The 12,457-nt window shown below is 36.8% G+C and carries 13 protein-coding genes; 4 read left to right on the forward strand and 9 right to left on the reverse strand.

Annotation, left to right across the window (positions count from 1 at the left end):
- Nucleotides 1-44 precede the first annotated feature (44 nt).
- On the reverse strand, nucleotides 45-326 hold the full coding sequence (locus C3V44_RS02340; RefSeq protein WP_002672042.1) for a GNAT family N-acetyltransferase: 282 nt from the start codon (nucleotides 324-326) through the stop codon (nucleotides 45-47).
- 209 nt (nucleotides 327-535) lie between these two features.
- Here C3V44_RS02340 and C3V44_RS02345 point away from each other — a divergent pair, with 209 nt between their 5' ends.
- Entirely contained in the window at nucleotides 536-1,204 is a 669-nt protein-coding gene (locus tag C3V44_RS02345; protein ID WP_009417152.1) for an alpha/beta fold hydrolase, read from the forward strand.
- Between the two features lie 95 nt (nucleotides 1,205-1,299).
- Here the strand turns inward: C3V44_RS02345 and C3V44_RS02350 are convergent, their stop codons facing one another.
- Nucleotides 1,300-1,488 (reverse strand): hypothetical protein, encoded by a 189-nt coding sequence (locus C3V44_RS02350; RefSeq protein WP_106095386.1) that lies wholly within the window; start codon nucleotides 1,486-1,488, stop codon nucleotides 1,300-1,302.
- A gap of 118 nt (nucleotides 1,489-1,606) precedes the next feature.
- Between C3V44_RS02350 and hemN the strand changes: the two genes are divergently transcribed.
- Nucleotides 1,607-2,971, forward strand: a complete 1,365-nt coding sequence (hemN, locus tag C3V44_RS02355; RefSeq protein ID WP_106095387.1) for an oxygen-independent coproporphyrinogen III oxidase — start codon at nucleotides 1,607-1,609, stop codon at nucleotides 2,969-2,971.
- A gap of 158 nt (nucleotides 2,972-3,129) precedes the next feature.
- Nucleotides 3,130-3,513: a large conductance mechanosensitive channel protein MscL gene (gene mscL / locus C3V44_RS02360; RefSeq protein WP_002672032.1), complete on the forward strand. Its 384-nt coding sequence runs from the start codon at nucleotides 3,130-3,132 to the stop codon at nucleotides 3,511-3,513.
- Between the two features lie 96 nt (nucleotides 3,514-3,609).
- Here the strand turns inward: mscL and C3V44_RS02365 are convergent, their stop codons facing one another.
- From C3V44_RS02365 to C3V44_RS02395, 7 genes are all read right to left on the reverse strand, one after another.
- The gene (locus C3V44_RS02365) at nucleotides 3,610-4,509 is read right to left on the reverse strand and encodes a NifU family protein (RefSeq protein ID WP_106095388.1); all 900 of its coding nucleotides are present in this window, start codon (nucleotides 4,507-4,509) and stop codon (nucleotides 3,610-3,612) included.
- 26 nt (nucleotides 4,510-4,535) lie between these two features.
- Nucleotides 4,536-5,171: a viroplasmin family protein gene (locus C3V44_RS02370; protein WP_106095389.1), complete on the reverse strand. Its 636-nt coding sequence runs from the start codon at nucleotides 5,169-5,171 to the stop codon at nucleotides 4,536-4,538.
- A gap of 87 nt (nucleotides 5,172-5,258) precedes the next feature.
- Nucleotides 5,259-6,332, reverse strand: coding sequence for a peptide chain release factor 1 (prfA, locus tag C3V44_RS02375; protein WP_002672024.1), 1,074 nt, complete (start codon nucleotides 6,330-6,332; stop codon nucleotides 5,259-5,261).
- Nucleotides 6,333-6,445: 113 nt separating this feature from the next.
- Nucleotides 6,446-8,029, reverse strand: a complete 1,584-nt coding sequence (gene pckA / locus C3V44_RS02380) for a phosphoenolpyruvate carboxykinase (ATP) (RefSeq protein WP_002672023.1) — start codon at nucleotides 8,027-8,029, stop codon at nucleotides 6,446-6,448.
- 365 nt (nucleotides 8,030-8,394) lie between these two features.
- A complete protein-coding gene (locus C3V44_RS12025; RefSeq protein WP_164996600.1) occupies nucleotides 8,395-8,547 on the reverse strand; it encodes a hypothetical protein in 153 nt (50 codons plus the stop codon).
- 184 nt (nucleotides 8,548-8,731) lie between these two features.
- On the reverse strand, nucleotides 8,732-10,921 hold the full coding sequence (recQ, locus tag C3V44_RS02390; RefSeq protein WP_106095391.1) for a DNA helicase RecQ: 2,190 nt from the start codon (nucleotides 10,919-10,921) through the stop codon (nucleotides 8,732-8,734).
- Between the two features lie 310 nt (nucleotides 10,922-11,231).
- Entirely contained in the window at nucleotides 11,232-11,846 is a 615-nt protein-coding gene (locus C3V44_RS02395) for a master DNA invertase Mpi family serine-type recombinase (protein ID WP_106095392.1), read from the reverse strand.
- A gap of 188 nt (nucleotides 11,847-12,034) precedes the next feature.
- On the opposite strand from C3V44_RS02395, the gene C3V44_RS12105 reads away from it, so the two are divergent.
- On the forward strand, nucleotides 12,035-12,325 hold the full coding sequence (locus tag C3V44_RS12105; protein WP_254425451.1) for a DNA modification methylase: 291 nt from the start codon (nucleotides 12,035-12,037) through the stop codon (nucleotides 12,323-12,325).
- Nucleotides 12,326-12,457 lie beyond the last annotated feature (132 nt).

Below are 12,457 nucleotides of genomic sequence, written 5' to 3' on the forward strand. Positions count from 1 at the left end.
CAATGTAAAACGAAGTTTTTTAATTAACCGTTAATCATTAACTATTAAATCCTGATACCAGCAGGAAGTATGTCTTTACACTCCTTATTACGCTTAAAAAAAGCAATAGCCACAGGGCAAACGGGCACCACTCTATATTTTTTCTCAGCTACTAAGGCTATTACCCCTTTAAAGAATTCATCAATGAGCGCTTCGTCCGTCGTTTCAGGTAGCAATGTTTTGGTAAAGAATATCTTACGCTCCTGAATAGCGTATTCTACAAAGGCAAGTTCACCGTTGATTTTGGCTTGGTATTGACGTGAAAATTCGCTGTCTATTACTTCCATTGTACTATGTTTTTAATTAGTAATATTCGTTATTTGACAAAAATGTTGTACTTTTGCTTCTGTCTAGATAAGAGATAAGAAGTAAGAAATGAGCATTATACCTCATTCACATACCTAACTATCGTTAGTTTTTACTTTTTACCTATAACCTGTTACTCATTTAAAATTTGGTGCAAAGTTACTTATTTTTCGTAAAAAAGCAATATCAAATGAATATAAAAGATAATCTTTCTATTTATTTAATGCCTGGAATGGCTGCCAGCCCTAAGATTTTCGAGCGTTTGCAATTCCCCAACAATTTCCGTGTGCACTTACTCGACTGGATTACTCCCGAAAAAGAAGAAAGTCTAGCACACTATGCAGGACGTATTGCAGTAGCAATTACCGAGCCTTCTCCTGTGCTCTTAGGGGTGTCGTTTGGAGGAATTATTGTACAAGAGATAGCTAAACAACTGAACGATTATCGAAAAATAGTCCTCATTTCCAGCGTAAAAACGCAGTACGAACTGCCTAAAAAAATGCTCTTGGCACGTTATACAAACCTGCATAAGTTATTGCCCACTCGTACTATCAGCGATTTGGAGTTTTGGAAAAGATTTTCTTTTTCTGAACTGATGACCAAACGAATAGCTCTATATGAGAAATATATAGGAATGCGCTCCCCTGCCTATCTCGATTGGTCAATAGACCGCATAGTGAATTGGCAACAAAAAGAACCTTTACCCCACACAGTTCACATTCACGGAGATAAAGATCCTGTTTTTCCTATTCAGTACATAAAAAATGCTATTGTAGTAAAAAATGGTACTCATATTATGATTATCAATCGGTATAAATGGTTCAATGAAAACCTTTTAAATATATTGCAGTCAAATTAGAAAAGTACAAGATTAAAAGAGTCTTGCTATTTTTTCTGCAAACGAATCTAAACATAGATGTCTAATATTCAATATTCAAATAACTTTCCTTTGCCTTAGGTTCGTTCATCGTTCGTCTTTTGTTCGTTGTAGAGCCACTGTAGAGCCACTGTAGAGCCACTGTAGAGCCACTGTAGAGCCACTGTAGAGCCACTGTAGAGCCACTGTAGAGCAACTGTAGAGCAACTGTAGAACCTCTTGTTGTTCGTCTTATAATTATTTATCTGTATAGCTTGTCCCGTCATTCGTCCCTCGTCATTAGTTTGATATTATTGGCATTACGGTATTAGCGAATCTATATTTTTTTCTTTTCTCTTTTCACTTTCCACTTTTTTTTATACCTTTGCCCCGTTTTTACAGAAAATGGCAATATCTCTCATTCAAAAATACAATGTAGCTGGACCTCGCTATACTAGCTATCCTACTGTTCCCTATTGGGATAGTAGTACTTTTTCTACTGAAAAATGGTTGGAGAGCTTACGAAAATCCTATGCTGAGAGCAATAGTACTGAAGGGATTAGCCTATACATTCATTTGCCTTTCTGTGAGAGTCTTTGTACTTTCTGTGGTTGTCATAAACGCATTACTAAGCGCCACGAAATGGAAGCCCCTTATATAGAGGCAATACTTAAAGAATGGCAGTTATACACTGATTTTTTGGAAGAACGCCCTCGTATTAAGGAAATACACTTAGGGGGAGGTACACCTACCTTTTTTGAACCTTTGCAGTTGCGCCGTTTGATAGAAGGTATTTTTGAACGTGCTGATAAAGCTGATGCTCACGAATTTAGTTTTGAAGGTCATCCTAATAATACCACTGAAAATCACCTACAAACGCTTTACGACTTAGGTTTTAGGCGCGTGAGTTATGGCGTACAAGATTATTCGCCTAAGGTACAAAAAGCCATTCACCGCATTCAACCTTTTGAGAATGTACAGCGTGTTACCCAGCAAGCCAGAGCTATCGGCTATACCTCTGTAAGCCACGATTTGGTCTTTGGTTTGCCGTTTCAAACTTTAGACGATGTACTCTTCACCATTGATAGGAGTAACACTCTTCGTCCCGACCGTATTGCTTTTTATAGCTATGCGCACGTACCTTGGATAAAAGGCAGTGGGCAACGCGGTTTTAAAGATGAAGATGTGCCCACAGGCGAAGTAAAACGAGAGCTGTATGAAGTAGGAAAACAATACTTATTGAAAGCAGGATATGCCGAAATAGGAATGGATCACTTTGCTTTACCTACTGATAGTATGTATAAGGCTTTCAAAAATCATCAATTGCATCGTAACTTTATGGGCTATACAGCTTCCAAAACGCAAGTGATGATAGGCTTAGGAATGTCTTCTATCAGCGATAGTTGGTACGGTTTTGCTCAAAACGAGAAAGATTTAGATGCTTATTATGCACGTCTTGAGAAGAATGAAATACCCGTGTGTAAAGGGCATATTCTCAATAAAGAAGATTTAATTATTAGGCGTCATATTCTCAACTTGATGTGTCAGTTTACTACTTCTTGGAACGACGAATTTCTTCAGTTTCCTGAAATAACAGAAGTAATAGCACATCTCCAAGAGATGCAAAACGATGGTTTACTGCATATAGCAGGTAATCATATAGAAGTCCCCGATGAGGGAAAACCTTTTATTAGAAATATCTGTATGGCTTTCGATTTGCACTTACAACGCAAAATGCCTAATACCAAAATATTTAGTATGACTGTGTAAAGTTATACTTAACCATCATAGTGATTGAGTTTTTTAGTTAGTGATGAAAAGGGACAGTTGTGAAATTCGTCCCTTTTCTTTTTGTATTTTCGAAAAAAGTATTATTTTTGCCCCGAATTAAGTAACAAATTATTTTTATAAACTTAAAATGAATCATTATGGGATTTTTAAAAGAATTTAAAGAATTTGCCGTAAAAGGTAACGTAGTCGATTTAGCCATCGGGGTTATCATTGGGGCTGCTTTTGGTGCTATCGTATCATCATTAGTGTCTGATGTTATTACTCCTTTGTTATTAACACCTGCTTTGAAAGCTACGGGTGCTGAACACTTAGAAGGTTTGGTATGGAATGGAGTAGCTTATGGTAAGTTTCTTGCCGCTGTAATTAACTTTTTCTGTATTGCACTTGTATTGTTTATACTTCTAAAAGGTATCAACAAGCTAAACAAACAGAAAAAAGAAGAAGAGGCTCCCGCTGCACCAGCTGGTCCTACTCAAGAAGAGTTACTTACTGAGATTAGAGATTTATTGAAAAATAAATAAGAAGAATTTCGTGTAACCGCAACACTACACATTTCAAGAATTGTTTAACTAAACCACGCTCTACAAGGCGTGGTTATTTTATTTCAGAAAATGTTCTTATCCGTTAAGAGCGTTTACATTAATATAAGGGTTTTGTAGCTTATCTTTCAAGATGACTTCAATTCCCTTTTTTAAGGTTAAGGTAGAGGAGGGGCAACCACTACAAGCTCCTTGCAGTATTACCTCTACGTAATGCGTTTCTGGATTGTACGAAATAAACTGAATATTTCCTCCATCAGAGGCTACAGCAGGTTTTACAAACTCATCTATAATAGCTACAATTTGTTTTGATACCTCATCAGTAGTAACCATAGAGAGTAGTCGTTCTTGTGTTGCTTGCTGATGTCGTTTAATTTCAGAAGAAGAAATAAGCGTATGCCCTTCTGAAAGATAATTCTTAATGAATTCTCGTATATTAGGAGTAACCATTGCCCATTCTTTGTTATCTTTTTTAGTAACTGAAATATAGTTATCATCAAAAAATACCTCCTCAATAAAAGGAAACTGAGTGAAAAGAGCTTTAGCCATAGGAGCCTCATCAGTCTCCCCTATATGCTTATATTCTATAATAGTAGGAACAAGACGTTTATTGGCTACAAACTTCATTACCGAAGGGTTAGGAGTGGTTTCAGTATATATAGAAATAACCTTCTTTTGTTCACCCTCAGTGCTTACAATTTCTCTCCCTGACTGTAAATAAAGCAATACTTGTTGTGCCACTTCTTCTTGTACGTCTTTCCATTCTATAATTGGAAATCGTTTCAACGCAATAAAATTACTCGATATATATACTGTCTTTACAAAAGGAAGGTAAAACAGCTCTTTTGCTAAGGGTGAGTTTTTAGCTTCATCAATATTTTTATACTCGTAACTACCTTTTACTAAGGCTTTATTCGCCTCCAATTTAATAATATCAGGACTCGAAGTAGGCTGTACAGATAGAGTAATATCAGTCATTTATTTTTTAGATTTAAGAAGAAAAGTTAAGAGTCTTTTCTACCAAAGTCCGCAGGATTTTCGCCCCACGCTTTGGTTTCCCATTTGAGAATACGATTAGGATAAGTATTTTCTTGTAGCCATTTTTCAGCACGAGTTATTAGTTCAAATATTTTTGCATTATCAGATGTCTTTCCAAGCTTAGTTTTACATACTTTTTGTTGTACCCAGCGCATTGCTATTTCACTATCCGAATAGATAGGCATTGTAAGATTGCGTTGTTTTAAGAAAGCCAAAGCGTGTACTATAGCCAAAAACTCCCCTATGTTATTGGTGCCATCTTTCATAGGTGAAAGCCTAAAAATCTCGGCTTGTGTTTCAGTATCTACCCCCCGATATTCCATTATACCAGGGTTACCGCTACAAGCAGCATCTACCGCAATAGAAGGCAAAATAGGCTTCCCAATAAGTTTTAATGCTTCTGATGAAAGTGCAGACTCTTCTATCTTTTTACCTTTGTACGTTTCATAATTCCCTGCATAGGCTTTTTGTGCCATTTCTTCCGTAGAGAAACTTTTGTATTTAGCGTTCGGAAAATTATTAACAGCCTTCTTACATTCAGCCCACGAGGTAAAGACCCCCGTTTGGTGTCCCTCCCATACTACATAATACTTCTTTGCCATCTCACAAATAAATAGGATTGCCAAAAAGAATATAACAGCTACTATCGCTACAATAACAATATTGCTATTTTCTTTTTTAATAATAGTTTAAAAAACATCTCCTTCTTTTAGCTTCTCAGCATTTTCAGCCAATTGAAGTTCATCAATAAGACGTTGTACATCACCATTGATAACATTTTGCAAATCATAAAGGGTAAGACCTATACGGTGGTCGGTTACACGCCCTTGCGGATAGTTATAAGTGCGTATTTTAGCTGAGCGGTCACCGCTGGAAACCATTGATTTTCTACGAGCAGAATCAGCTTCCATCTTCTTTGCCAGCTCCATTTCGTACAAACGTGAACGCAATACTTTAAGTGCCTTTTCAAGATTCTTGTGTTGCGATTTCTCATCTTGGCAACGCACCTCAATGCCTGTAGGAATATGTTGCAACTGAATAGCCGAATAGGTTGTATTCACCGACTGTCCTCCGGGTCCCGTAGAAGTAGTACGAATGATTTTCACATCAGCCATATCAAGTTCCACATCAAATTCTTCTGCTTCTGGCAATACAATTACAGTTGCTGCCGAAGTATGTACACGCCCTTGTGTCTCTGTTTGAGGCACTCGTTGTACACGATGTACTCCTGCTTCAAATTTTAAGGTACCATATACATTGTCACCCGTTACTTCAAAGATAATTTCTTTATACCCGCCAGCAGTTCCTTCATTAAAGTCCATTACTGAGGTACTCCAGCCTTTACTTTGGCAGTATTTGGTGTACATACGGTATAGGTCGCCTGCAAAGATTGAAGCCTCGTCACCACCTGTTCCTGCACGAATTTCCATTACAGCATTCTTAGCATCTTCGGGGTCTTTGGGGATAAGCATATACTTGATTTCTTCTTCTAACTGAGGCAAACGCTCTTTGCTTTCCTCTAATTGTAACTTTGCCATTTCCACCATTTCGGCATCACTGCCATCAGCAATAATTTCCTCAGCTTCTTGTAAGTTTCCAGTTACGTTTATATACTCATCGCGCTTATCCATCAGTTCTTTAAGGTCTTTATATTCCTTGTTGAGCTGGATATAGCGCTTTTGGTCTGCAATAATATCAGGTTGAATGATTAAGTCCGAAACTTCGTCGAAACGTTGTTTTACGATATTTAATTTGTCAAGCATTTTTTATCTTTAAATTCTATTTGGGGTGCAAAAATAGTAATAATATTAGTAAAAAACAAAAATAAAAGGCTGTTCTTAAATGAACAGCCTTTTGAATATGGTAATCTAAATAATTACAATTTAGGAGCTCCAGCAAGGACGTCAGCACTTGCACCTTCAGCAAATTTTTTGTCTTTGAAGTTTTGTACAAATGATTCAGCCAATTCTTTGAGTTTAGCACTGAATTGTGCTTTGTCACTCCAAGTATTTTCTGGGTTCAAGATGCTTTGGTCTGATACACCTTCACAAGATTGAGGTACTTTGAAGCCAAAGATAGGCAATTCTTTGTACTCAACGTTGTTAAGTTTGCCGTTGAGGGCAGCGGTGATAAGAGCACGAGTATCTTTTAAGCTACATCTTTTCATTTTTCCGTTGTAACCAGTGTTTACCAACCATACGTTTACGCCAGTTTCTTTGATTTTCTCAGCCAAACGTTTTCCGTATTCAGCTGGGTGAAGTGGCATAAAGGCAGCACCAAAACAAGCAGAGAAAGTTTTTTGAGGGGTAGTGATACCTACCTCAGTACCGGCTACTTTTGAAGTATAACCAGATACAAATTGATAAGCAGCTTGTTCAGGAGTCAATTTAGAGATTGGAGGCAATACACCATAAGCATCGAAAGTAAGGAAGAAGATGTTTTTAGGATTGTGTCCTATAGAACCTGGCTGGATATTTGCGATGTGGTAAATAGGATAAGAAACACGAGTGTTTTCAGTGATATCAGTGCGAGAGAAATCAACTACACCTTTATCGTCCATAATTACGTTTTCAAGGATAGCACCTTTCTTAATAGCTCCAAAGATTTCAGGTTCTTTTTCAGCAGTAAGGTCTACTACTTTAGCATAGCAACCACCTTCAAAGTTAAATACAGTATTTTCAGGAGTCCAACCGTGTTCGTCGTCACCAATTAAATGACGGTTAGGGTCAGCTGAAAGAGTAGTTTTACCAGTACCTGATAAGCCGAAGAAGATAGCAGTATCACCACCTTTACCTACGTTAGCTGAACAGTGCATTGGCATAGTGTTGCGGAACACAGGCAATTCAAAGTTCATAGCTGAGAAGATACCTTTTTTAATTTCTCCGGTATAACCTGTACCACCAATCAAAGCAATTTTTTTGGTGAAGTTCAAGATAGCGAAGTTAGCTTGGCGAGTACCATCTACAGCAGGGTCAGCTTCAAAACCAGGGGCGTTTACAACTAACCAATCTTCTTTGAAAGAAGGGAGTTCGCTATCATCTATACGCAAGAACATATTGTAAGCGAAAAGGTTGCTCCAAGGAAGCTCAGTAATGGTACGAATGTTAGTACGGTATTTAGGATCTGCACAAACATAACCATCGTGAACGTAGATTTCTTTGTTAGATAAGTAAGCTACTACTTTTTCATATAGTTTGTCAAATTTTGCAGGTTCAAAAGGAATGTTAATACTTCCCCACCATACGCGATCTTTGGTGATATCATCTTTTACGATGAAACGGTCTTTAGGAGAACGCCCTGTAAATTTACCTGTGTTGATAGCAATAGCTCCTGAAGAAGCTTCAACGCCTAATTTTTTATCCAAAGTTTCTTGGTGTAATTCGTCAGCAGTTAACTGATAACGAACATTAGCGTTCTTAATTCCGTATTTATCAACGGAAAGTGTTTTTGGTTTACTCATAATGTCTTAAATTTGATATTAATTTAACAATTCTTTTTTATCTAATAGCAATATAAAATTGCCTCAATTTTTGAGAGGTCTTTCAAAAACCGGTGCAAATGTACAAATTAATTTTGATACTGAAAAATATTTTTTAATGTTTTTTGAAGTTATTTTTACGAGTATTTATAACACTCTATATACTCCTTATTTACCTGTATTTTCAAGCTCTAATAAAAGATTTTTAGGTTTTATAATAATGCTCTAAATCATCTTATCTTTACTTTATTTCCATTTATCCTTCGTTCATTCTTTATTTGCCCCTGCTGCTCGCACCGTCATTTATTCGTTCTTTATTTGTCATTTATTCGTTCTTTATTTGTCATCTATTCGTCTTTACGTCGCTTTAGTTCTCCTTTTGGAGGAAGCCAGCGAAAGCTGGGTATGTGTAAGGGGGAGATTTTCTTCGTCATTTCTCTATCTGCCCGTGCGGATCGCACCGTCATTTGTTCGTCTTTTGTTCGTCTTTTGTTCGTCATTTGTTCGTCTTTTGTTCGTCATTTGTTCGTCTTTTGTTTATCTGCCTGTGCGGCTCGCACCTGCCCGTGTGGCTCACACCGTTTTCACTAAAAAAAGTGTCTGAGAAATTATAGCTAACTCTCAGACACTTTATTTAATCTAACTTACTTATTTTATTATAGGTTAAATGTAAAACTTCTCATATTAATTCGCTACCTCACTAATAAATTTCAATCGGTAGATTCTTAGTTCATCATCTTCGTAATCACCGGCAAACTCTTTAGAAGCTAACGATATTTTATCACTTTCAGCTTCCATAAAGTATTCGTGAAGTTCTTCTTGTTGCTCTTCATCAAAGATTTCATTCACCCAATAATCGATATTCAGCTTGGTACCACTGTATACTATTTGTTCCATTTCTTTGAGGAACTCATCCATTTCCAATCCTTTAGCTTGTGCGATGTCAGGCAAAGGCAATTTGCGGTCTATATTCTGAATAATAAACAATTTCAAAGCTGAGTTAGACCCAGTAGTTTTTACTATTAAATCCTCAGCGCGCACAATATCATTCTCTTCTACGTAACGCTCAATGAGCTTTACAAACTCACTACCATATTTCTTAGCCTTGCCTTCCCCTATACCGTGTACATTAGTAAGCTCTTGAATAGTAATAGGGTATTTGAGAGCCATATCTTCTAGCGAAGGGTCTTGGAATACCACAAACGGAGGTACTCCTTTTTGTTTGGCTACTTTCTTACGCAAATCTTTGAGCATTTCAAGAAGTACAGGGTCGGCTGCTACGGCATTAGTACTGTTGATATCTTCGGGTTCTTCTTCATAACTGTGGTCTTCGGTCATCATAAATGAAGGTACATCTTTTAAAAACTCTTTTCCTTTGTCGGTGATAAACATCACCCCATAAGTTTCTATATCTTTACGTATGAGTCCGTTTACCATTACCTGACGGAGGAGGGCCATCCAGTAAGCATCGTCTTTTTCCTTCCCAATACCAAAGAACTCTTGTTCGTCAATACGGTGTGCTTTGATGATAGCACTTACTTTTCCAATAAGCGTATTTACAATCTCTTTAGCTTTAAATTTCTGTTTGGTAGCAATAATTACGTTTAGTAATTTCACCACATCGTCTTTAGCTTCTTTCTTTTCTTTAGGAAAACGCACATTATCGTCCATATTAGCACCTTCGCCATTCACCTCGTCAAACTCTTCACCAAAGTAATGTAAGATAAATTTACGGCGCGAACTAGACGTTTCGGCATAGGCTACAATATCTTGCAAGAGCGCTTGTCCTATTTCTTGCTCAGCTATAGGTTTGCCTATCATAAATTTTTCCAGCTTCTCTACATCTTTATAAGAATAGAAAGCTAAGCAATGCCCTTCACCACCATCGCGACCGGCACGTCCGGTTTCTTGATAGTAACTCTCTATACTTTTAGGAATATCGTGGTGAATTACAAAGCGCACATCGGGTTTGTCAATACCCATACCAAAAGCAATAGTTGCAACTACCACATCTACTTCTTCCATCAAGAACATATCTTGGTGTTTGGCGCGTGTTTTGGCATCTAATCCTGCGTGATAAGGCACTGCCGAAATGCCGTTTACTTGCAAGGTTTGCGCGAGGTCTTCCACCTTTTTACGGCTGAGACAGTATATAATCCCAGATTTTTTACTGTTCTGTTTCACAAAACGAATGATATCGGCATCTACATTTTTAGTTTTAGGGCGTACCTCGTAATACAAGTTTGGACGGTTGAACGACGACTTAAACACGTTAGCCTCCTGCATTCCTAAGTTCTTCAAAATATCTTCTTGTACCTTAGGAGTAGCCGTAGCAGTAAGCGCTACAATAGGTATATTACTGCCCAAACGCTCGATAATGGTTCTAATATTGCGGTACTCAGGACGGAAATCGTGTCCCCATTCCGAGATACAGTGCGCCTCATCTACCGCTACAAAGGAGATAGGTACTGTTTTGAGAAAGTTAGCATATTCCTCTTTGATAAGCGACTCGGGGGCGACGTATAGCAACTTAGTCTTGCCTGCACTGATGTCTTCCATTACCTCGCGAATTTCATTTTTAGTAAGCGAAGAGTTCAGCACGTGGGCAATACTATCGGTTGACGAAATACCACGCATAGCATCTACTTGGTTTTTCATCAAAGCGATAAGCGGAGAGATAACAATAGCAGTTCCCTCCAAGACTAAGGCAGGTAATTGGTAACACAATGATTTACCACCACCTGTAGGCATAATAACAAAGGTGTTCTCTTTGTTAATTACGCTGGTAATAATTTCTTCTTGATGCCCTTTAAACGCTTCAAACCCAAAGTAGTGTTTCAGGGCATTGTGTAAATCATCTTTTGTCATTTCCATATTAAAAATTCTTCTGTTTTAGTGTTGAGTTTTTCTGTTATTACATTCAGTTTACAAATATACGACATTTTTCTAAACCACAAAAATTTTTAATAAAAAAAGTGTTGCCCGCCAATTTTATTGAAGGGAGACAATCTGTAAAGGAGATAACTTGTAATTTAATATAAGGCAGGTGCGAGTCGCACGGGCGATAATGGGAGGTTTGGGAACTATGGGGAGGAGATATAGTTTTTATCTCCCACGAATTACACGAATTTACACGAAATTTCACCTGACAGTGAATTTACTGAAAATAAAATCTTTGATAAAGCTAACTTTTCTTGTAAATATGTAGTTTTTCACGTTTGATAAAACGATTTACAGTGCCCTTAGAAACTTTTAGTTTTAAGCTAATTTCACGCTGAGATAATCCTTTTTTTATATACTTTCGTATTTTATCCTCGTTTCCCGTTAGCTTAACTTTTTTTGAAAGACTTCCTTTGGGGCGACCAATAAAAACCCCTTCAGCCTTTTTGCGAGCTAAGGCTTCTTTGGTGCGCTGACTGATAAGGTTACGCTCAATTTCAGCCGATAGTCCAAAAGCAAAAGCTAATACTTTACTACTAATGTCACTCCCTAAGCGGTAATTATCTTTGATTGTCCATACTTGAATGTCGTTTTTCATACATTCATTTAGGATTGCCATTATCATAAGTAAATTACGTCCTAAACGGGAGAGCTCTGAACAAATAAGAATATCTCCTTTCTGCATTTTAGCAAGTAAAGCCCCCAATTTTCGCTTATCTACATCTTTAGTGCCACTAATAGTTTCTTCTATCCAAGTATCTACTTTTAGAGCTTCTTTCTTACAAAAGTTTTTTATCTCAAAACGTTGGTTTTCTACTGTCTGTCGGTCAGTGCTGACCCTAATATATCCGTACACCATAAAAATTAGTTTTTCTTTTAATATAATAAAATTGTACCAATTATAGTGTCGGATATCTTAAAACTGACCCAAAAGCAAGATATCAAGGGTATCAGTTCTATTTTAGAGAGGGCTTTTGTTATTCCGATATTAATACAACGTTTTTAAAATGTCGTATAAAATTAAAGACTATTAATGATGTAAAGAGTATGAGTTTATATTCTCTCGCTAATAGAATACCTGCATTTTATTTTGTATGTTTAATAAACTCCAATTTTATAAGCTTCTATGTAGATGAGTTCGTTAACAATACTCAGACTTTTCAAATCAATGATGCTCGACAATTACCTATTATTATACCTAATAAAGACACCTTAGATAAATTTGAAAAACTTTTTAAACAAGCAGTTCAAATAAAAAAAAATCGCTTAAATGAGATAGAACTTGATACTATTCAACAAAAAATAGATATTTTGGTAAATGAGTTATATGCTATATAGCTCATTTACTAATTTATTTAATTGAAATTCTTTTCTTTTTATTCTATTTCAAAGGTGATATCATCAATTATACTATTAAATTCTTGTTTTTTGACTACAATTATTTCATCAAATAATTTCTTATAAATTTGT

Origin of the sequence: Capnocytophaga sp. oral taxon 864 (assembly GCF_002998835.1) — a bacterium.
Classification (GTDB): domain Bacteria; phylum Bacteroidota; class Bacteroidia; order Flavobacteriales; family Flavobacteriaceae; genus Capnocytophaga; species Capnocytophaga ochracea.

What these genes read in the sequence shown, in the direction of transcription:
- C3V44_RS12025 (WP_164996600.1), bottom strand. Translation starts at nt 8,547, where the DNA reads ATGACGAACAAAAGACGAACAAAAGACGAACAAATGACGGTGCGATCC.
- C3V44_RS02350 (WP_106095386.1), bottom strand. Translation starts at nt 1,488, where the DNA reads ATGACGGGACAAGCTATACAGATAAATAATTATAAGACGAACAACAAG.
- C3V44_RS12105 (WP_254425451.1), top strand. Translation starts at nt 12,035, where the DNA reads ATGAGTTTATATTCTCTCGCTAATAGAATACCTGCATTTTATTTTGTA.
- mscL (WP_002672032.1), top strand. Translation starts at nt 3,130, where the DNA reads ATGGGATTTTTAAAAGAATTTAAAGAATTTGCCGTAAAAGGTAACGTA.
- C3V44_RS02345 (WP_009417152.1), top strand. Translation starts at nt 536, where the DNA reads ATGAATATAAAAGATAATCTTTCTATTTATTTAATGCCTGGAATGGCT.
- pckA (WP_002672023.1), bottom strand. Translation starts at nt 8,029, where the DNA reads ATGAGTAAACCAAAAACACTTTCCGTTGATAAATACGGAATTAAGAAC.
- C3V44_RS02340 (WP_002672042.1), bottom strand. Translation starts at nt 326, where the DNA reads ATGGAAGTAATAGACAGCGAATTTTCACGTCAATACCAAGCCAAAATC.
- C3V44_RS02365 (WP_106095388.1), bottom strand. Translation starts at nt 4,509, where the DNA reads ATGACTGATATTACTCTATCTGTACAGCCTACTTCGAGTCCTGATATT.
- C3V44_RS02370 (WP_106095389.1), bottom strand. Translation starts at nt 5,171, where the DNA reads ATGGCAAAGAAGTATTATGTAGTATGGGAGGGACACCAAACGGGGGTC.
- hemN (WP_106095387.1), top strand. Translation starts at nt 1,607, where the DNA reads ATGGCAATATCTCTCATTCAAAAATACAATGTAGCTGGACCTCGCTAT.
- C3V44_RS02395 (WP_106095392.1), bottom strand. Translation starts at nt 11,846, where the DNA reads ATGGTGTACGGATATATTAGGGTCAGCACTGACCGACAGACAGTAGAA.
- prfA (WP_002672024.1), bottom strand. Translation starts at nt 6,332, where the DNA reads ATGCTTGACAAATTAAATATCGTAAAACAACGTTTCGACGAAGTTTCG.
- recQ (WP_106095391.1), bottom strand. Translation starts at nt 10,921, where the DNA reads ATGGAAATGACAAAAGATGATTTACACAATGCCCTGAAACACTACTTT.